19 protein-coding genes are annotated in these 19,678 nt (G+C 66.4%); 4 read left to right on the top strand and 15 right to left on the bottom strand.

The genetic code is table 11. The features are described 5' to 3' along the window. Positions 1–178: 178 nt before the first annotated feature. The 7 genes from IEW24_RS26760 to radA form a co-directional block, all read right to left on the bottom strand. Positions 179–628: a DNA polymerase III subunit chi gene (locus IEW24_RS26760; protein ID WP_188583981.1), complete on the bottom strand. Its 450-nt coding sequence runs from the start codon at positions 626–628 to the stop codon at positions 179–181. Then, positions 628–891, bottom strand: a complete 264-nt coding sequence (locus IEW24_RS26755; protein ID WP_188583980.1) for a type II toxin-antitoxin system Phd/YefM family antitoxin — start codon at positions 889–891, stop codon at positions 628–630. Before IEW24_RS26755 ends, IEW24_RS26760 begins: the two co-directional genes overlap by 1 nt. A 5-nt stretch (positions 892–896) precedes the next feature. After that, positions 897–2,393 (bottom strand): leucyl aminopeptidase, encoded by a 1,497-nt coding sequence (locus tag IEW24_RS26750; RefSeq protein ID WP_188583979.1) that lies wholly within the window; start codon positions 2,391–2,393, stop codon positions 897–899. A 255-nt stretch (positions 2,394–2,648) separates the two neighbouring features. Beyond that, positions 2,649–3,392 carry an SDR family NAD(P)-dependent oxidoreductase gene (locus tag IEW24_RS26745; RefSeq protein ID WP_188583978.1) on the bottom strand — a complete coding sequence of 248 codons (744 nt, stop codon included), beginning with the start codon at positions 3,390–3,392 and terminating at the stop codon, positions 2,649–2,651. Positions 3,393–3,495: 103 nt separating this feature from the next. Beyond that, positions 3,496–5,058 carry an amidophosphoribosyltransferase gene (purF, locus tag IEW24_RS26740; protein ID WP_188583977.1) on the bottom strand — a complete coding sequence of 521 codons (1,563 nt, stop codon included), beginning with the start codon at positions 5,056–5,058 and terminating at the stop codon, positions 3,496–3,498. Between the two features lie 262 nt (positions 5,059–5,320). Continuing rightward, entirely contained in the window at positions 5,321–5,887 is a 567-nt protein-coding gene (locus IEW24_RS26735) for a CvpA family protein (RefSeq protein WP_188583976.1), read from the bottom strand. 109 nt (positions 5,888–5,996) lie between these two features. Continuing rightward, on the bottom strand, positions 5,997–7,412 hold the full coding sequence (gene radA / locus IEW24_RS26730; RefSeq protein WP_188583975.1) for a DNA repair protein RadA: 1,416 nt from the start codon (positions 7,410–7,412) through the stop codon (positions 5,997–5,999). 170 nt (positions 7,413–7,582) lie between these two features. Between radA and IEW24_RS26725 the strand changes: the two genes are divergently transcribed. Then, the gene (locus IEW24_RS26725; protein WP_188583974.1) at positions 7,583–8,554 is read left to right on the top strand and encodes a 2-hydroxyacid dehydrogenase; all 972 of its coding nucleotides are present in this window, start codon (positions 7,583–7,585) and stop codon (positions 8,552–8,554) included. Positions 8,555–8,662: 108 nt separating this feature from the next. Here IEW24_RS26725 and IEW24_RS26720 read toward each other — a convergent pair whose 3' ends face one another. The 8 genes from IEW24_RS26720 to rpsF all read right to left on the bottom strand — a co-directional run bounded on the left by IEW24_RS26720 (position 8,663) and on the right by rpsF (position 15,863). Beyond that, complete coding sequence (locus tag IEW24_RS26720; RefSeq protein ID WP_188583973.1) at positions 8,663–8,995, bottom strand: hypothetical protein; 333 nt, start codon at positions 8,993–8,995, stop codon at positions 8,663–8,665. A gap of 112 nt (positions 8,996–9,107) precedes the next feature. Beyond that, complete coding sequence (gene alr / locus IEW24_RS26715; protein ID WP_188583972.1) at positions 9,108–10,220, bottom strand: alanine racemase; 1,113 nt, start codon at positions 10,218–10,220, stop codon at positions 9,108–9,110. Next, entirely contained in the window at positions 10,213–11,694 is a 1,482-nt protein-coding gene (locus IEW24_RS26710; protein ID WP_188583971.1) for a replicative DNA helicase, read from the bottom strand. Before IEW24_RS26710 ends, alr begins: the two co-directional genes overlap by 8 nt. Positions 11,695–11,873: 179 nt before the next feature. Further along, positions 11,874–13,130 (bottom strand): cyclopropane fatty acid synthase, encoded by a 1,257-nt coding sequence (locus IEW24_RS26705; protein WP_188583970.1) that lies wholly within the window; start codon positions 13,128–13,130, stop codon positions 11,874–11,876. A gap of 300 nt (positions 13,131–13,430) precedes the next feature. Then, positions 13,431–14,006, bottom strand: coding sequence for a 50S ribosomal protein L9 (gene rplI, locus IEW24_RS26700; protein ID WP_188583969.1), 576 nt, complete (start codon positions 14,004–14,006; stop codon positions 13,431–13,433). Positions 14,007–14,052: 46 nt separating this feature from the next. Next, on the bottom strand, positions 14,053–15,009 hold the full coding sequence (locus IEW24_RS26695) for a DUF2232 domain-containing protein (RefSeq protein WP_188583968.1): 957 nt from the start codon (positions 15,007–15,009) through the stop codon (positions 14,053–14,055). Between the two features lie 144 nt (positions 15,010–15,153). Next, positions 15,154–15,411: a 30S ribosomal protein S18 gene (rpsR, locus tag IEW24_RS26690; protein ID WP_188583967.1), complete on the bottom strand. Its 258-nt coding sequence runs from the start codon at positions 15,409–15,411 to the stop codon at positions 15,154–15,156. Then, positions 15,411–15,863 carry a 30S ribosomal protein S6 gene (gene rpsF / locus IEW24_RS26685; RefSeq protein ID WP_188583966.1) on the bottom strand — a complete coding sequence of 151 codons (453 nt, stop codon included), beginning with the start codon at positions 15,861–15,863 and terminating at the stop codon, positions 15,411–15,413. The genes rpsR and rpsF overlap by 1 nt, the downstream gene beginning before the upstream one ends. A gap of 336 nt (positions 15,864–16,199) precedes the next feature. On the opposite strand from rpsF, the gene IEW24_RS26680 reads away from it, so the two are divergent. The 3 genes from IEW24_RS26680 to IEW24_RS26670 are packed head-to-tail and all read left to right on the top strand — an operon-like array spanning position 16,200 to position 19,565. Beyond that, positions 16,200–16,973, top strand: a complete 774-nt coding sequence (locus IEW24_RS26680; protein WP_188583965.1) for a vWA domain-containing protein — start codon at positions 16,200–16,202, stop codon at positions 16,971–16,973. Further along, positions 16,966–17,790, top strand: coding sequence for a PP2C family serine/threonine-protein phosphatase (locus IEW24_RS26675; protein ID WP_188583964.1), 825 nt, complete (start codon positions 16,966–16,968; stop codon positions 17,788–17,790). Before IEW24_RS26680 ends, IEW24_RS26675 begins: the two co-directional genes overlap by 8 nt. After that, on the top strand, positions 17,787–19,565 hold the full coding sequence (locus tag IEW24_RS26670) for a protein kinase domain-containing protein (protein WP_188583963.1): 1,779 nt from the start codon (positions 17,787–17,789) through the stop codon (positions 19,563–19,565). The genes IEW24_RS26675 and IEW24_RS26670 overlap by 4 nt, the downstream gene beginning before the upstream one ends. Positions 19,566–19,678: the final 113 nt, after the last annotated feature.

Genomic DNA, 19,678 nt, shown 5'->3' with positions numbered 1-19,678 from the left:
GTGTTCGACACGGATGACGGTTTGTTCGTTTTGACGAACAGACCTTCCCTGTAGGTCCTCCCTGAAGGTCAACTTGGCGCGGTGCCCTATGTGCACCGCGCCTTTTTATTTGCGGGCACGCAGGCTCGCGCACCGTCGGACAGCCGACTGTCGCGCCTTTGGGTATGATCAGGAAATATCAGGCCTTGCGGACCCAGCGGCCGTTCTCGTCCTGCTGCCAGTACGTCAGCTCATGGCCGGCCGCCTTGGCCTCGCGCCAGCGCTCGCGGGCAGCAGACACCGCCGCATCGTCGCGGCCGTCGAACATGTGCACGAGACGGGTATAGGACGCGGCATCGGCCACGCTGGTGCCGTCCACCAGAAAGCGCACGTTCGCACCGTTGGGATTCGCATCCGTCACCGTCAGCAGCACGGGCTGGCGTTCCGGGCGCGGCTGGGCGTCGGTGCCGTGGGGCAGGAAGCCAGCGTCATTGTAGGTCCACAGATGGGAATCGAGCGCATCCCGGCGCTCGGTCGAGCCCACATGCACCACGCAACGCCAGCCCCGCTCCAGCGACTTCTCCAGCAGCGCCGGTAGCGCGTCTTCCAGCGGCTTTCGCTCCAGATGATAGAAGAGAACTTCGGTCATCAGGGACGCCTGCTCACGGGGCCGCGGCCGGCATTCAGCTCGCCGATGGCCTCATTCAGACGCGCGGCGCCGGCAGGCGAGGAGAGCAGGTGCAGCGTCTCCTCCATCCCGTTCCGATTACTGAGGGGGGCCACGACAACGGCCTCGGCCGCCCCTCGGGTGAGAACCACAGGCGCGCCTGTTCCCTGCACCTGGTCCATCACCTCACAGAGGTTGGCCCCGGCTGCGGAAATGCGGATGAGATCCGGCGCGCGCGTGGTCATGGCGCTCACTTCTCGTAGTGATCGCGCACCAGTTGGTCGAGCAGGCGCACGCCCCAGCCCGGACCCCAGCTCTTGTTGATATCGCTGGCGGCGGCCCCCATGGCCGTGCCGGCGACATCAAGATGCGCCCAGGGGGTCTTGTCCACGTAGCGCTGAAGGAACTGCGCCGCCGTGATCGAGCCGCCGTTGCGGCCGCCGGTGTTCTTCATGTCGGCGAAGCGGCTGTCGATCAGCTTGTCATACTCCGGGCCGAGCGGCATGCGCCACACCCGCTCGCCCGTCGCCTGCCCGGCGGCGGTGAGCTGGCTGCTCAGCGTGTCGTCATTGGAGAACAGGCCGGCATATTCCGTGCCCAGCGCCACCATGATCGCGCCGGTCAGGGTGGCGAGGTCCACCATGAATTTCGGCTTGAAGCGATCCTTCGCGTACCAGAGCACGTCCGCCAGAACGAGGCGGCCCTCGGCGTCGGTATTGATGATCTCGATGGTCTGGCCGGACAGCGAGGTGACGATGTCACCGGGCCGCTGGGCGGCGCCGTCGGGCATGTTCTCCACGAGGCCGATGAGGCCAACGGCATTCACCTTCGCCTTGCGGGCGGCCAGCGCGTGCATGAGGCCGGTGACGCAGGCGGCCCCGCCCATGTCGCCCTTCATGTCCTCCATGCCGGCGGCCGGCTTGATGGAGATGCCGCCGGTGTCGAAGGTCACGCCCTTGCCGATGAAGGCCACAGGCGCCTCGCCGGCCTTGCCGCCGTTCCAGCGCATGATGACGACGCGGCTTTCCTTGATGGAGCCCTGCGCCACGCCGAGGAGCGCACGCATGCCGATGCGCGTGAGCGCGGCGTCGTCCAGCACCTCCACCTCGACGCCCACGCTGGTGAGCAGTTCGGCCCGGCGCGCGAATTCTTCCGGATCGAGCACATTGGCCGGCTCGTTGACCAGCTCCCGCGCCAGCAGCACGCCCTCGCCCACCGGCCCGCGCTCGGCCCAGGCGCGCTTGGCTGCGGGCTCGTCCGGCACCGTCAGCGTCAGGGTGAGCTTCACCGGATCGGCGTCGCCTTCCTTCTTGCGGGTCTTGTAGCGGTCGAAAGCGTAGGAGCGCAGCCGCGCGCCCAGCGCCATTTCCGCCGCCGCCTCGGCCACCAGCCGGCCGTTGGGCAGATCAGCCACCAGCGTGGCGGCGGTGGTGCCGCCGGGGATCTTGCCGGCGGCGATGCCACCAAGTCGCAGATAATCGCTGGTCTTCAGCTCGATGGTCTTGCCGACGCCCAGCACCACGAGGCGGGCCACATCCAGCCCTGCCGGCGCGATGATTTCCAGCGCGTTGCCGAGCTTGCCCTTGAAGCGATCCGCCTCCATGGCACGCACCAGTTGCGCGTGCACGGGCTTCAGGACCTTCTGCGTCTCGCGGCCGAAATTGAGCGCGTCGTCGGTAAGAACGATGAGGACGCCCTTCGGCGCCGTGCCGTGCTTGGCGAAGGCAATGGTCAGGGGCTCGGACATGAAGCACTCCAGAACAGGAAAAGGGAGGATAGCGGATCAACCGCTCCTCAAGAGCCGGATCGGTTCAGATTGAAAATCTGAACCGTGAATACGTCTCTAAACGTTGATAGAGAACGTCTTTCGATTTCGATTGCGGAGCAATCAAAATCGGACGTGCTCTAGACCGCTGTTCCTGTCTAAAGCCCTGTCCGGCCCGATGGAAGCAAGAGACGCCCCAAAAGGCTCCAAAATGAACGACCGGACAGTTTCCTTGCGTCAGGCCGGCGCGCGGAAAGCCTGAATGGAGCGGGTCGGGAAGTCATAGAGCTTGCCCGTCTCCATGAAATCGGTGCGACACAGCGCCACGATGGCCTCGGCCGCTTCCTCGGGCGTGGGCAGGGTCATCGGATCCTCGCCCGGGAACGCCTTGGCGCGCATGCGGGTGCGGATCGGGCCGGGATTGAAGAGGTTGATCTTCAGCGGCGTGGTGACAGTCTCCGCCGCCCAGGTACGGCCCATCACTTCAAGCCCCGCCTTGGTGATGGCATAGGGGCCCCAATAGGCGCGATCCTTGTGGGCCGCGCCCGAGGACACCAGCACCGCACGCCCGGACGTCGCCATGCGCAGCAGCGGATCGAACGAGCGGATGAAGCGATAGTTGGCGGTGAGGTTGATGTTCACCGCCTTGTCCCAGTCCTTCAGCTCCACGTCGCGCATGGGGGTCAGGGGCCCGAGAAAGCCCGCATTGCCCACGAAGACGTCGAGATGGCCGTATCGCTCGTAAAGCGCAGCACCGAGCCGGTCGATGGCGTCGTAATCAGTGACGTCCATGGGCACGAGGGTCGAGGTTCCGCCGGCGGCAACGATCTTGTCGTCCAGCTCCTCCAGTGCGCCTTCCGTGCGGCCGAGCGCCACCACATGGGCGCCGCCGGCCGCCAGAGCCACCGCAACAGCCTCGCCGACGCCACGGGTGGCTCCGGTGACGACGGCGATCTTGTCGGCGAAGGGTCGCTCGGTCATGGGGGATCTCGCTGCTGGACAAAAGAAAAAGGCGCGAACGGGTCTAGCCCGTCCGCGCCCTGATGTCAGCCGGTCAGCTTGCCTAGCACAGCGTCTCTTTGGCTCAGCTGGCTTCCGCCAGCAGCGAGAGCTGCTGGGAGGCCACAGCGCCCGCCTTGTCGGTGAGCGGGGTGGGGTAGTCGCCGGTGAAATAGTGATCCGAGAACTGCGGACGCACCGGATCACGCTCGCAGCCGAGCGCGCGGTACACGCCCTCCACCGAGAGGAACGCCAGCGAGTCGGCGCCGATATAGCGGCGCATGCTCTCCAGATCGTGGGTCGCGGCCAGCAGCTTGTCCCGGTCCGGCGTGTCGATGCCGTAGAAGTCGGGATGGGTGATCGGCGGGGAAGCGATGCGGAAATGCACCTCGCGGGCGCCGGCCTCGCGCATCATCTGCACGATCTTCACCGAGGTGGTGCCGCGCACGAGGCTGTCGTCCACCAGAACGATGCGCTTGCCCTCGACCACCGAACGGTTGGCCGAATGCTTCATGCGCACGCCCTGATCACGCACGGTCTGCGTCGGCTGGATGAAGGTGCGGCCCACATAGTGGTTCCGGATGATGCCCAGCTCGTAGGGGATGCCCGAGGCGCGGGAGAAGCCGATGGCCGCCGGCACGCCGGAATCAGGCACCGGGACCACCACGTCGGCCTCGGCCGGGCCTTCCGCTGCCAGCACCTCGCCGAAGGAGCGGCGCACCTGATAGACGGAGCGGCCACCGACCACGGAGTCGGGACGGGCGAAATAGATGTACTCGAACAGGCAGGGACGCGGCGCCACTTCCGGGAACGGCTTGAAGGACTGCACGCCCTCCTCGTCGATCACGATGACCTCGCCATTCTCCACGTCGCGCACATAGCGCGCGCCGATGATGTCGAGGGCGCAGGTCTCCGAGGCTAGAATGGGAGCGCCGTCCAGCGAGCCCAGCACCAGCGGGCGGATGCCCAGCGGGTCGCGGGCGCCGATCAGCTTGTTGTTCGTCACCGCCACCAGCGCATAGGCGCCTTCCAGCGCGCGCAGGGCATCGATGAAGCGGTCGATGAAGCGGTTCTTCTTGGAGCGCGCCACCAGATGCAGGATCACCTCGGTGTCCGTGGTGGACTGGGTGATGGCGCCGTCGCGCACCAGCTGCTTGCGCAGCGTCAGGCCGTTGGTGAGGTTGCCGTTGTGGCCGACCGCGAAGCCGCCCGCGTCCAGCTCGGCGAAGAGGGGCTGCACGTTGCGCAGCAGGGTCTCGCCGGTGGTCGAATAGCGCACGTGGCCGACCGAGATATGGCCGGGCAGGCGCTCGATGATGCGGGCATCGGAGAAGGTGTCGCCCACAAGACCGAGGCGGCGCTCGGAATGGAAGCGGCGGCCGTCATAGGTGACGATGCCGGCTGCTTCCTGACCGCGATGCTGGAGCGCATGCAGGCCGATGGTGGTTATGGCGGCGGCATCGGGATGATTGAAGATGCCGAACACACCGCATTCCTCGCGCAGCGTGTCGCCGTCGAGGTCCGCGTTGAAATCCGCCCGCCCGCCGGCAGCGCCCGCAGGCTCATACGTGGCGTGGTGGGCCGCCACGTCATGCGGGTCTTCCAGATGCAGGCCATGACCTTTGAGGGCTGCGGTGTCCAAATCCATCGATGCCTCCGCTCGGCGGCTCACCGGCCGCTGGCGCGCGTGCTGTCGAGCAGTTGATCGAACCCGTGCCGCGACGTGCAGCGGTATCCGGCCTGAATCACTTCGGTGCTGGTGCTCGTCCAGCAGCGACCGTGGTCTCCCCCCACGCCTAAAGTGCGATCCACCCGAATGGAAACGAAACTGCTTCCAACCGGTCGGTGGATCACCCTCTATTGCTTCAATTGTCGACCGATTGACCACTCAACGTTGAGTGGTCTCGGTTCTAGCGCGCTCCGCTCGTCGAATCCGGGGGAGTGGCCCCGTCTTCGCCAGCAGGCGATTTCTTTAGCCGCTTCAAGATGGTGTTTTCAGGGTCGTCCGGCAACAAGGAGACGATCCAGTTCCCGGCATTTTGCATCACCGGCCGGGATTTGGCGTTCAGGACCCACGGCGGCTGCGACTTGTCCGGCACCAGCCAGTTGAAGAACAGGAAGGCGACCACCACAACGAGAAAGCCGCGGGCGAGGCCGAACACAAAACCGAGCGTGCGGTCGAGCGCACCGATGCGGCTGTCCAGCACGGCATCCGACAGGCGGGCCGCGATGATGGTCACGATCAGCAGCGTGCCGAGGAAGAGGATGGCGACGGTGACGGCGGTCGCCACCATGTCCTGCGCCACATACTGTTTCGTCAGCGGCAGCAGCTGCGGATAGAAATACAGGGTCACGCCGGCAGCGGCGACCCAGGAGACGATGCTGAAGACTTCGCGCAGCAGGCCGCGAACCATGGCCAGCAGGCCTGAAACCAGCATTACGCCGATCAGGATGAGATCAAGCAGCGTCACAGGCATCGGTCAATGCATCCGTCGAGGCGGCTGCCGACGGGCAACCGGCGGGCCGATGGGGAAATGGCGGAGCGCCGTGAGCGGGGACGTATAGCGGGCAAGACACGCGCCGTCATCATCCCTCTTGCTCCGACATCTCGGGCTTCGGCATCGCTGCTCTGCGTGGAGCGCGGGCGGCGATGCCCGCCACCAGCCCGGCCAGCGATGTCACCGTATCCACCTCAAGGCCGTTGGAGGTGCCATCGCCCAGCGCCGGCATCACCACCTTGTTGAAGCCGAGCTTGGCCGCTTCCTTCAGCCGCGCCGCCGCCTGCGACACCTGCCGCACCGCCCCCGTGAGGCTCACCTCGCCGAAGAAAACAGCGTCTGAAGGCAAGGGCGCGCCGGTGAGCGAGGACACCAGCGCCGCCGCCACGGCGATGTCCGCCGCCGGCTCGCTGATGCGCAGGCCGCCGGCCACGTTGAGATAGACGTCATGCCCGCCAAGCCGCACCCCGCAGCGCGCATCGAGCACCGCCAGCACCATGGCGAGGCGGGCCGAATCCCAGCCCACCACCGCGCGGCGCGGCGTGCCGAGGCTGGACGGCGCCACCAGCGCCTGGATTTCCATGAGCAGCGGGCGCGTGCCCTCCATGCCGGCGAACACCGCCGTGCCGGGGGCGCCCGCGTCACGATGGGAGAGGAAAAGCTCGGACGGGTTCGGCACCTGCGACAGGCCCGCCCCCGTCATCTCGAACACGCCGATCTCGTCCGTGGGTCCGAAACGGTTCTTCTGGGCGCGCAGGATGCGGAACTGGTTGGCGCCGTCGCCTTCGAAGGAGAAGACCGCGTCCACCATGTGCTCCACCACGCGGGGACCGGCGATCTGGCCGTCCTTGGTGACATGGCCAACGAGGATCACTGCCGCCCCGCTCTGCTTGGCATAGCGCACCAGAAGCTGGGCGGAGGTGCGCACCTGCGTGACCGTGCCGGGCGCCGATTCCACCGAATCGCTCCACAGGGTCTGGATGGAATCGATCACCACGAACTGCACCGCCTTGCCGGCAGCAAACGTGGCGAGGATGTTCTCGGTATTGGTCTCGGCGGCGAGCGCGACCTGCGCCTGCGCCAGCCCGAGGCGGGAGGCGCGCATGCGCACCTGATCCACCGCCTCTTCGCCGGACACATAAATGACCCGGTGCCCCGCATTCGCCAGCGCGGCGGACGCCTGCACCAGCAAAGTGGACTTGCCGATGCCGGGGTCGCCGCCCAACAGCACGATGGAGCCCGGCACAAAGCCGCCGCCCGCTACCCGGTCCAGCTCGCCGATGCCGGAGATCATCCGCGGCGCGGGCTTGGCCTCGCCGTGCAGCGTTTCAAGCTGCACCGGACGCCCCTTGCTCCGGGCACGCTGAGCGGCGGGCACGGTGGCGGCGACGTTGGTCTCCTCGGCCACGGTGTTCCAGCCGCCACAGGCGTCGCACTTGCCCTGCCAGCGGGCATAGACCGCGCCGCAGGACTGGCAGACGTAGGACAGGTCACGCTTCGCCATCAAAATCCTCAAAGTCGCGCGGCATATGCTGCACTGCGCAAAGCCGGCATAGCATTCTCATGGCTTGGGGTGTAAACGCAGCATGGCGGCCATGAGCAGTGTGCATTCCGGCTGGGATGCACCCGCCATAGATTGCCACATCTTCCTTCCAGCCAATCAAGGACTGCGCCATGGCGCCGGTTAACGTGGACCTGCTCGTTCTCATCCCCTTCCCGCCCCACGAGCTGGCGCGGCTTGAGGCCGTCTTCAACGTGACCTACGCGCCCGAGCCGCAGTCCCGCGCCGACGCCATCGCGTCGAAGGGCCCGCAGTTCCGAGCCGTCCTGACCCACGGCACCGCTGGCCTCACCGCCGCCGAGATGGACGCCATGCCCAAGCTGGAGATTATCTCCTGCTTCGGCGTCGGCTATGACCGGATCGACGTGCAGGCCGCCATCGCCCGCAACATCATCGTCACCCACGGCCCCGGCACCAACACCATTTCGGTGGCGGACCACACCCTGGCCCTGATGCTGGCCAGCGTCCGGCAGATCGCCTCGCAGGACGCCGCTGTGCGCAGCGGCCAGTGGCATGAGGCCCGGCAGAACTCGCCCGAACTGACCGGCATGCGCCTCGGCCTTATCGGCTACGGCTCCATCGCCCGCGAAGTTGCCCGCCGCTGCGAGGCCGGCTTCTCCATGACCGTGGCGTATCATAGCCGCCGCAAGGCCACCGACACCGCGCACACCTATTATGAAAGCGCGCTCGCTTTGGCCGAGGACAGCGACGTGCTGGTGGTGGCAGCTCCCGCGACCCCCCAGACCCGCCATATGATCAATGAGGCGGTGCTGAACGCGCTCGGCCCGCAGGGCTATCTCATCAACATCGCGCGCGGTTCGCTGGTGGAAACCGATGCCCTCATCGCCGCGCTCAACGACGGCCGCATCGCCGGTGCCGGCCTCGACGTGGTGGATGGCGAGCCGGTAGTGCCCGCGGCCCTGCTGAAGGCGGCGAACCTCGTGATCACGCCGCACAGCGCCGGCCGCTCGCCCAACGCCGTGGACAATATGAACACGCTGGCACTGCGCAATCTGAACGCGCACTTCACAGGCAAGCCGGTGGAAACGCCGGTGCCGGAGTGCGCCAAGGTCGCCGCCGCCTGATCCGGCGCACGTCCTGAAGCATACGAAGATGCCCGCCCGGCTGGTCCCGGCGGGCATTTTTCGTTGAATGAACCAACAGCGGAGCGGATCAAGGCCGCCCCGACAGGATCAGCCCGCCTTGCGGAACTGGCGCGGGGCGCGGGCACTCAGCAGCAACTCGATCTCGCTCAGCACTGCGTCAGTGTCCACCGCAAGCGGAATGGCCACCGGAGCGGGTTCCTGCGGTTCATGGGCCGGCATGGGCGGATGGGCCGCCTCGCGGGCAAGCACGTCGTGCAGCAGGCTGAGCTGCGCCGATTCGCGATCTTCCCGCTCGCGCTCGCGTGCGGCAAGAAGAGTTAGGCCCGCACGCCATACGGCAGCGGGATCGACATATCGCCCAGCCTCGACGAGGCTGGAGACGAAGGGATCCTCTGGAAAAGAGACTGGGATGGTGTGCATGGCAGCCGCTCCCGCCGCGAATCAATGCGCGGTTTAAGAATCATCGCTGCCATCAGGGTGACATGTCGAGGGTTAGCGTCCGCTTACCTGACCATAATTCGCTGTGCCCGCCTCACTCTGCGGGCGCATCAATATAGATTCGGGCATAGCGCGGCCCCAGCGAGGTGAGCACCTCATAGCCGATGGTCCGGCCGTGAGTCGCCAGTTCATCGATGCCGATGCCGTCTCCGAGCAGCACGGCCCTGTCTCCCCGCGCCACACCGGGCACGTCCGTCACATCAACCGCTGCCAGATCCATGGATACCCGGCCAACCAGCGGGCAGCGCTGTCCGCGCACGATCGCCTCCGCCCCCGGCGCACCATCCGACGCACCGAACGCCCGCAGGAAACCATCCGCATAGCCAATGGAGATGATGGCGATGCGACTGTCGCGTGCGAGGCGCTGGGACGCGCCATAGCCCACCGTTTCGTCGGCCGCGCCGTCGCGCACCTGAATGATGGGCGCTTCCAGCCGCACCACTGGCCGGAGCGGCGGCTGGCCGTCGATGGCCGTGCCGCCATAGACGGCGATGCCGGGACGCACGAGATCGAAATGGAAGGCCGGGCTCGTCAGCACGCCGGCGGAATTGGCCAGCGACGCGCGGACATCGGGGAAGGCACGCGCCACCTCGGAAAAGCGTGCCAGCTGAAGCGCGGTCAGCGGATGGTCAGGCACGTCGGCGCAGGCCAGATGGCTCATGATCAGGCACGGCGTGAAGCCGAGCCCGTCCCGCTGTCCGGCGAGCACCAGCGCGCCGTCCGGTGTCAGGCCGAGCCGGTTCATGCCGGTGTCCACATGCAGCGCCGCTGGCTGGTCCGCGCCTTCGGCCCGGCAGAAGGCGGCCCACTCCGCCACCTCGGGCAGGCTGCCCAACACCGGGCGCAACGCGTGGCGCGCGAACAGCGGGGCAAGACCCGGCAGCAGACCGCCCAGAACAAGGATTTCCGCCTCGGGCAGGAGGGCACGCAGCGTGCGGCCTTCCTCGAATTGGGCGACGAAGAAGGTGCGGGCACCGGCAGCCCACAAGGCGGGGGCGGCGCGTTCGATTCCGAGCCCGTAGGCATCCGCCTTGACCACGGCGGCACAGGCGGCCGGCGCCACGCGGCGGGCCATCGCCTGCCAGTTGGCCGCCAGCGCACCAAGATCGATGGTGAGAACGGCGGCCCCCTCTAGGGCATCACTCATGGCGTTCGGGGAAGCGGTCGTCCCGCGCCAGATTCTGGAATCGGGTGTACTGCGCCTCGAAGTGCACCTTCACCGTTCCGGTGGGGCCGTGACGCTGCTTACCGATGATGATCTCGGCGGTGGCCTCGCAGGCCTTCATGTCCGTTTCCCACTTGAACCATTCCTCGGTGCCGGGCTTGGGCTCACGGCTCTTGAGGTAATATTCCTCGCGGTACACGAACATCACCACGTCGGCGTCCTGCTCGATGGAGCCCGATTCGCGCAAGTCCGAGAGCTGGGGGCGCTTGTCGTCGCGGCTTTCCACCTGACGGGAGAGCTGGGACAGCGCCATGACCGGTACCTGAAGCTCCTTGGCCAGCGCTTTCAGGCCAGTGGTGATTTCGGTGATTTCCTGCACGCGGTTGCCGGTGGTCTTGGACGAGCCGGTGAGCAGCTGAAGATAGTCCACCACCATGAAGTTCAGCCCGCGCTGGCGCTTCAGGCGACGCGCACGCGCCACGAGCTGGGCGATGGAGATGCCGCCGGTGTCGTCGATATAGAGCGGCACGATCTGCATAGACTGGGCGGCGGCCGCCAGCTTGGCGAACTCGCTCTCCGAGATGTCGCCGCGGCGGATCTTGTAGGAGGCGATCTCGGCCTGCTCGGCGAGGATACGGGTCGCTAGCTGCTCGGACGACATTTCCAGCGAGAAAAAGCCCACCACGCCGCCCGACACGGCCTCGATGGATCCGTCCGGCCGCTGCTCGCCGCGATAGGCGGCGGCGATGTTGAAGGCGATGTTGGTGGCGAGCGAGGTCTTGCCCATGGCCGGTCGTCCGGCCAGCACGATCAAGTCCGACGGCTGCAGGCCGCCCATCTGGGTATCGAGATCGTCCAGCCCGGACGAAATGCCCGACAGATGGCCTTCGCGCTGGAAAGCGCGGCTCGCCATGTCCACCGATTCGCGCAGCGCATCGCCGAAGCGCACGAAGCCGCCGTCATAGCGGCCGGATTCGGCGATGGCGTAGAGACGCTTTTCCGCCTCCTCGATCTGATCCTGCGGCTGCGCCTCCACCGGAGCGTCGAAGGCGTCGTTGACGATTTCCTCGCCGATGCGGATCAGCTCGCGCCGTACCGACAGATCATAAATCGCCCTGCCGTAATCCTCGGCATTGATGATGGTCGTGGCTTCAGCCGCGAGGCGCGCCAGATACTGCGGGCCGGTGAGGCCGCCGATGTCCAGCTCCGGCGGCAGGAAGGTCTTCAGCGTGACGGGGGTGGCGATCTTGCCGGCCCGCACCAGCGAGCTGGTGAGATCGTAGATGCGCCCGTGCAGCGGCTCGAAGAAATGCTCCTGCTTCAGGAAGTCCGAGACGCGATAGAAGGCCTCGTTATTGACCAGGATCGCGCCTAGCAGCGCCTGTTCCGCCTCCACGTTGTGGGGTGGCTGGCGATAGGAAGACACATCCTCCTTCGACGCGGGCTGATCGAGCATCGGTCACATTCTGGTTCGTCGTGCGAACCCGACATGTACCAGCCGACACAGGCGAGGACGACCCTGCGGACCGTCGCGGTCCCTGTTTAAGAATTACGGGGACGGCGCGCCGCGCGGCTTGTCCGTGCTTCAGCCGCAACGCGCGCCGCCCCCAAATTGCGCGGGGGACGGACTGTGGATTATTCCCCCGCCATGCGAATCGTCGCCCTGGCGTTGAACTCCGCCGCCCGCAGGCGATCCTCCGCCTTGGCGATATAGTCGCGGGTCAGGGGTATCGCATTCTGGTTCCGTGTCACCTGAATCTGGAACACCATCATGTTCTGGTGACGGAACGCCATTTCCGATCCGGCCAGATAGAACTCCCAGAGCCGGCAGAAGCGCTCATCCGTGAGCCGCCGGGCCTCTTCCAGATGGGCCATGAACCGCTCCCGCCACGCCTTGAGCGTCTCCGCATAGTGCAGGCGCAACACCTCCACGTCGGTGACGATGAGCCCAGCCTTCTCGATCTGCGGCAGCACCTCCGACAGGGCAGGAATGTAGCCGCCTGGAAAGATATATTTGGCGATCCAGGGGTTGGTGATGCCCGGCGGCTCCTGGCGGCCGATGGAGTGCAGCACCATCACCCCGTCATCGGTCAGCAGGTCGTGGGCCTTGCGGAAGAAGGTGCCGTAATGGGCAATGCCCACGTGCTCGAACATGCCCACCGACACGATGCGCTCGAACCGCTCGGGAATGTCGCGATAGTCCTGCAGGCGGAAATCCACTTGCCCGTCGAGGCCGCGTTCCGTCACGCGTGAGCGGGCAACGCCCAGTTGCTCCCTCGACAGCGTGACGCCAGTGACATCGGCACCGCCCATCTCGGCCATGTAGAGACCGAGGCCACCCCAGCCGCAGCCGATGTCCAGCAGCTTCATGCCGGGCCGGTCGAGGATCAGCTTGGCGGCCAGATGCCGTTTCTTGGCCAGTTGGGCGTCGTCGAGCGATTGCCCGGGATGCTCGAAATAGGCGCAGGAATATTGACGGTCGGAATCGAGGAAGAGCGAATACAGGCGCCCGTCGAGATCATAATGATGTGCGACATTCCGCTGGGAGCGCTCCCGCGGGTTGAACTGCGCGATCCGGCGTCCGGCCTTGCGGGCCCAGAGCAGCAGCTTCGAGGTCAGCGTGGGCGAAAACATGCCCGGCTGGGACATCATGAGGTCGAGCAGATCGGCAATGGTGCCTTTTTCGACAATGAGAGTGCCGTCCGTCACCGCTTCCCCGAGCTGAAGCTCGGGATCTAGAAGAATGCGGCGCTCGGCGGCAGCGGTGGTGAAGCGGACCTTGACCGTCGGCTCACCCGAACCAGCCACATAAGAGCGGCCTGACGCAGTCGTGACCCCCAAGCTGCCGCACGTCATCACGCGGCGCAAAACAGCTTCAAGTAACCCCTCCATATCACAGCCTCCGTATCTGATTTCCCTCGCTTTTCCTCCAGAACCGGATCTGCGCCCGGATCATTGGCTCAGAGCAAACAATGTAAAAGGCCCAGCTCAGCTGGACCACTGCTGTGTGAGCATGATGCAAACCGCACGTGACCTGCAAATGCAGTTCTGCCGCTAGGTCACTGTGGTCACACAACAAATAACAGCACCAGCGAGGCTGTGGCGCAATATACCTTTAGGTAAGATGCGGAAAAGAAAAACGCCCGGCTTTTGGCCGGGCGTTTCAGAAAATACGGCTTGAAGGCGGAGAGATCAGCCCTCGGCAGCTTCCTCAGCGGGAGCTTCCTCTTCGGCCTCTTCGACGGCCTCGACCTCGTCCTCGTCTTCATCCTCGTCGCCGGGACGACGGATGGCCTCACCGCGGGCCAGGCGCTCGGCCTCTTCCGCGTTGCGGGCGACGTTGACCGTCACATTGACCACCACCTCGGGATGCAGCGTAACCGGCAGGACATGCAGGCCGAGCATCTTGATGGGGTGGTTCAGCACGATCTGCTGACGATCCACGGTGAAGCCGGCGGCCTCGAAGGCGGCGGCGATGTCACGGGTGGACACGGAGCCGTACAGCTGGCCGGTCTCGCCCGCCTGACGCAGGATCACCACGGACTGGCCGTCGAGCTTGGTGGCAACCGACTGGGCTTCGGTCTTCAGTTCGAGGTTACGGGCCTCGAGCTGGGACTTCATGGTCTCGAAGCGGGCGCGGTTCTCCTTGGTGGCGCGCAGCGCCTTGCCGTTGGGCAGGAGGAAGTTGCGGCCGTAGCCATTGCGCACGTTCACCACGTCGCCGATCTGGCCGAGCTTGGCCACGCGCTCCAGAAGAATGACTTCCATGTTGATCTCCTATGTCTCGATTTCAGTGTCAGTGTCTGGTTGAACTTCAGCGGTCGTTGGCGGCGGGCGGGCCGCCAGCGGTTCCGATCCGGCGGCGCAGGTCGAACAAGGCATCGACCACGCCGATGAGCGCCATCACCAGCGCCGGCCAACCGATGGCCAACGTCAGCACCCAGGCGCCGATGAGGATGAACGGGCGGGCAGCCCGTCCACGGGTGACGTAATGCAGCACGGCGAAGCCCGCCGCCGTGTAGCAGACAATGAGCGCCGCCCCTGCCGCCGACGCGGACAGGCCAAGCAGGCCCGGCGTCATGGCGATCGCCACAAGACCGGCCAGTGCCAACGGGGTCATGCCCGGCAGGCGAAGCCCTGCGAGGTCGGGCCACGGGCGGGCCAGACGGCCGGAGAGCCGGGCCGCGCGACCTGCCAGATACAGACAGCCCATCTGGGTGGAGAACAGCACGGCAGCGGCCGTGGCGGGAAGGATGATCGCCACGGTCTGGCCCATGGCGACCGGATCGCCCGCAGCCCCGGCCGGAGCCCCGCCCTGTGCCTTCATGAAGACTTCAAACGCCCGGCTGACGGCATCCACATAGGCGTCATAGCTGCCCGCGAGGGAGAAAAGCGCCACCACGATGCTGAGGGTCGCGAGGATCACACCGGCGATCATGAGGCCGCCAACGGGAAACCAGGCGACACCGTCGCGGGCCGCCGGATCCTGCCGCGCGAGCAGCGCGCAATAGGACAGGACCCAGGCCGGCAGGCCGATGCCCACCAGATAGGCGGTCAGGAAGGTGGTGCCGTACAAGGCGCCGAGCCCGAGGCTCGCGGCGACCACGCCGACGGCGGCGGCGATATGGGAGAAGGCCAGACCGCCGATCATCAGCGGCAGGGGGGCCAGATAGAACAGAGGGACCGCCAGCATCGAGCCCGCCGCCACGCCGGCGACGAGAAGTGCGGACGCGGCGCCCGCAACGATGCCTATCAGGATGAACGGTACCATGTGACGAGCTGTCCCGCAGGTGCGGTTAGAAGCAGGCTCGACCTGCCCCAACAAACGCCTTGAGGACAATCCCCACGGCGCGTCTGAGAACTCAAACGAAGAGGCCCGCCCCCGAAAGGGCGGGCCGGACTGATCTTCAGGAGATCAGCGGATCACGAACGGCAGCAGACCGAGGAAGCGCGAGCGCTTGATGGCGGCCGACAGCTCGCGCTGCTTCTTGGCGGAGACCGCAGTGATGCGGCTCGGCACGATCTTGCCGCGCTCGGAGATGTAGCGCTGCAGGAGACGCACGTCCTTGTAGTCGATCTTCGGCGCATTCGGGCCGGAGAACGGGCAGGTCTTGCGACGACGGAAGAACGGACGGCGCTGACCGCCACCACCACCAGCTTGAGCGAACGCCATCAGAAGGTCTCCTCAGCCGGGGCTTCTTCACGCTCGCGCGAACGGCGCGGGCGGTCCTCACGATCACCACGGCCGCCGAAGCCGCCGCCACCGAAGCCGCGCTCACCGCGCTCGCCACGGTCATCGCGATCACGCTTCTGCAGCATGGCGGAGGGACCCTCCTCCAGCGCGTCGACGCGAATGGTGAGGAAGCGCAGGACGTCCTCGTCGATTCCCATCTGGCGCTCCATCTCCTGAACAGCCGCCGCCGGAGCGTCGATGTTCATGAGCGTGAAATGCGCCTTGCGGTTCTTGTTGATGCGATAGGTCAGGGTCTTCACACCCCAAGCCTCAACCTTGGCGACGGAGCCGCCATTGGCTTCGATCACGCCCTTGAATCGGGCGGTCAGTTCCTCGACCTGTTGCGCCGTAACGTCCTGGCGCACGAGGAACACATGCTCATAGAGCGCCATGTGTCTTGTGCCTTTCGTTTCTCCGCACCCCGGCGCCAAGCCCTTGCGAACCTTTAGGAAAGGCTCATCTGCTCGGAAGGCGGGGACACGGGACGACGAACCTTTCGGCTCTATCTTCCATCTGCCTCGCGCATGCGCGGAGCCGACAGAAAACCGTCCGTTCAGCCCCCGGCCGGGGCAACGGAAGCGGCGCATATAACAGCTTCACGGCCAAACACAAGCAAAATGGCTCATCCGCGCGTCTCAAGCGGCGATCCGGTTGAGGTGCCCCGTGCGCCTCACTTATGATCCGATTCGCCGGTGGAGCCGGATCGGCTCGGATTGGAAATCAGAGCCGTGAATCCGCCTCCAACCCATGATGGTGTCGGCACGGGGGCTGCGGAGAAGTCTGACGTGCCGGTTTCCTCGAACACCCCATCCCTCTCTGGCGCGGGCCCAATTCCCGACATTTACACGCCCGACGACAATTTCGCCGAGCGCGTACCCTGCGTCCTGCTGCTGGACGGCAGCGCCTCCATGAATGACGGCGACAAGATCGGCCTGTTGAACGCAGCGCTGGCCGCGTTCCATCTCGATCTGATGGCCGATCCCGTGGCCGCCGTGTCCGTGCGCACCAAGATCATCCGCTTCGGCGACGAGGCGGCGGAGAGCATCCTCGACTGGTGCGAAGCGCCGCTCTTTCACCCCCCTACCCTCATCGGTCGCGGCCGTACGCCGCTGGGCTCCGGCCTCGCCATGGCCATGCAGGACATTGCCGAGGAGAAAGCGAGTCTTCGGGCACGCGGCATCAACATCCGCCGGCCCTGGCTGTTCGTGCTCACCGACGGCACCCCCACCGACAATTGGGAGGCCGCCGCCGCCCGCTGCCGGGCGGCGCAGGAACGGGATGCTTTCCTGCTCTGGCCCATCGGGGTGGGGCCGGACGCCAATTTCGAGGTGCTGAAGCAGCTCACCCCCGACGGCTTCGCACTCGAAGTGGAGGAAACCCGCTTCCGCGACCTGTTCCGCTGGCTGTCCGACAGCATGCGCGCCACAGGCCCCGCCGCCCCGGCCTCCGGCTCCCCCGCTCTGGAGACCGCCCCGGACGACCTGTTCATCGTCCGTGACTGACGAGATTCCCCCACCCCGCGGCGCTACCGGCCGGCTGGACGGCTGCGAAATCCGCCATGCCAGCCTCGTCACGCCCTTGTTCATCGCCCACGCGGCCAGTGTGCAAGGAGACCGGCACATCCGCGAGGGCGAGCCCTGCGAGGATGTCTTCCTCATGGGCGGCGCCGACCGCTGGCTGTTCGCCGTCGTCTGCGACGGGGCAGGCAGTGCGCCTCATGCCATCTTCGGTGCCCGCACGGTCGCCGCCCATCTGGTGGACGAACTGAAGGATCAGGTGGAGGAGATCTCGCTGGAAGCGCCTCAGCGGGTGGAGGAGATGGTGCGAGGGGCTATCCGCGCCGCCCGTGAGCACTGCCTGCTGCACGGCCCCTCCGACGACCTCACGGACTATCTCTCAACCGTGGTCCTGCTGGCGCTCTCGCCGGAGGGCGGCCTGGTGTTCCACATCGGCGACGGCCTTGCCGTGGCCTTGACCCTGACCGAAGAAGGCCCGCTTTCCACGGCAGTCTCCCCGCCCGAGAACGGGGAGTATGCCAACATCACCTATTTCTTCTCCGAGCCGGACTGGCAGCGCCACCTGCGCGTGACGACCATTTCCCGCTGCGATGCCGTTCTGCTCATGAGCGACGGCGTCACCGCCTTCGCTTCCCCGCGTGGCGACGGGGTCCGCCCGTCTTTTGCCCAATATATCCTTGATGACATTTTCACCGGCGACGAGCCGGGCGGGCTGGCGCTGGCCCGCGTATTGGTGGATGCGCGGGCACGGGCCCGCAGCGCTGATGACAAGACGCTCCTTGCCGTGCGGGTCCGCAGATGAATCTTCCCGAAGCGCGCTCAGACAGTTTCGCCGCTGTCTATCTGGATATCCGCCCCGGCGCCCCCGCCCCGGAACCGCTGGCGCCGCTCGGCCCCATGCTGGCCTCCGGCGCTGCCGGCAATCTCTATCGCCATCCGGGCGAGCCCGAACGGGTCATCAAGATCTACCACCCCGAGCAGGTGGATGAGCACGCGCTGAAAGTGGCGCATATGGTGGCGCTGTCATCCGCCATCCAGCCAACGGATGCCCGTCGCCCGTTCCGCTTCACCTGGCCGCAGAGCTGCATCGTGGAGCAGTCCGCGATGCGCCATCCCATCGGCTATTCCATGGCCTATCTGGAGCCGGACCGCTGGACCCGGCTTGATGCGCTGATCAACGCCCATGTGAGCAACCGGGCCGGCGTCAACACGTCCTACCGCTACCGGGTACTGATCGCCTTCCATCTGGCACAGGCACTGGAGACACTGCATGCCCACGGCATCCAGTGCGTGGATCTAAAGCCGGCAAATATCCTGATCGAGCGCGAAAGTACCACCGTCGCTTTGATCGACTGCGACGGCATGCGCTTCATCGACGAGAGCGGAACGGTGCATCCGGCCCTGCTCGCCACGCCGGACTATACGGCGCCGGAATATCAGGGAGTGGATCCCCGGGCCATGCGCGATCCCGAGGCGCAGGACCGCTTCGCCTTCGCCGTCATCGCCTTCCAACTCTTGAACATGGGGCTGCCACCCTTCTCCGGCATCGTACCGGAAGACAGCCCGCTTCCCACCGACACCGCCGGCAAGATCCGCGCGGAAGCTTATGCCTATGGGTTTTCGGCCGATCCGCGCATCGCGCCCAACCCACGCTCGCTGCATGTGACGTGGCCGCGCCAGCTGCGCCGCCTGTTCGATGCCGCGCTCGGCAGCCGCGACCGGCCGGAGATGTCCGAATGGGTACGCGACCTGTCGGCCGCCCATGCGAGCCTCGTGCGCTGCGATGCGGGCCACGACCATTTCCCCGGCACCTGCCCCTTCTGCCACGGCCCGAAGGAAATGCCTGCTCCCGAGCGCATGGTGCCGGAACGCCGCTCGCGTTCCCTACTGTTCCGGTTCAACCTGATCGCCGCCACGCTGGCGCTGCTGGCGGTGGCCGGCGCCTGGGCGATGATCTTCCGCCAGCCGGTCACGCCGCCGCCTGCCCCCACATCGCCCGTGCAGACGGCGCAGGCCCCTGCCGCCAAACCGGCCCCTGTTCCCATCCCCAAGCCGGCCGAAGCAAACGCCGCATCATCCGCGCCGACGGCTTCCCAGACGCCGGCCCCGGCAACACCCGCGCCCGTGCCGCAGGCGCCGGCAGTTGCCGAATCTCCGCCGGATGTGGTGGCCATGGTCCCCGCCCCCCTGCCCATGCCCCGTCCGGCCATCCCTGCCCCACAGGACATGGCGCAACAGGTCCAGCCGATGGCACCCAGCGCCCCCCGACCGCCCTATTCAAACCTGCCCTATGCCCAGCGTGTCGGCCTACCGCAGAGCGCGCTCATGCAGGCGCGTTGGCTGGATGGCCGGGCAGCGGACCTGCTCGCCCGTTCGCTGGACCAGTTGCCGGACGGCGCCGAGATCGTGGACCGGACGCCGGGCGGCGGCCTCCTGCGGGGGCGCCTGCACGGCACCTCATCGCGCTGCCGGGACATGGAGCTTTATCCTTCGCCCCGCAGCGAAGCCGCCATCCAGCTGCGCTTCTGCCCTGACGGCATGGGCCGCTGGATCGGCCAGGATCTGCCCCGCTACTGAAGCGGCCAGACGGAGGCCGCTCCAAAGGCTGCGCCATGTTCATGGCACATCACAGCAAAATCCGAATATCCGACCGCATCCCTTTGCAGCGTAAAGGTAAAAGCGGCCGGATA

It is taken from the genome of Azorhizobium oxalatiphilum (assembly GCF_014635325.1).
GTDB classification, from domain to species: domain Bacteria; phylum Pseudomonadota; class Alphaproteobacteria; order Rhizobiales; family Xanthobacteraceae; genus Azorhizobium; species Azorhizobium oxalatiphilum.
This window is presented reverse-complemented; position numbering and strand designations above follow the sequence as displayed.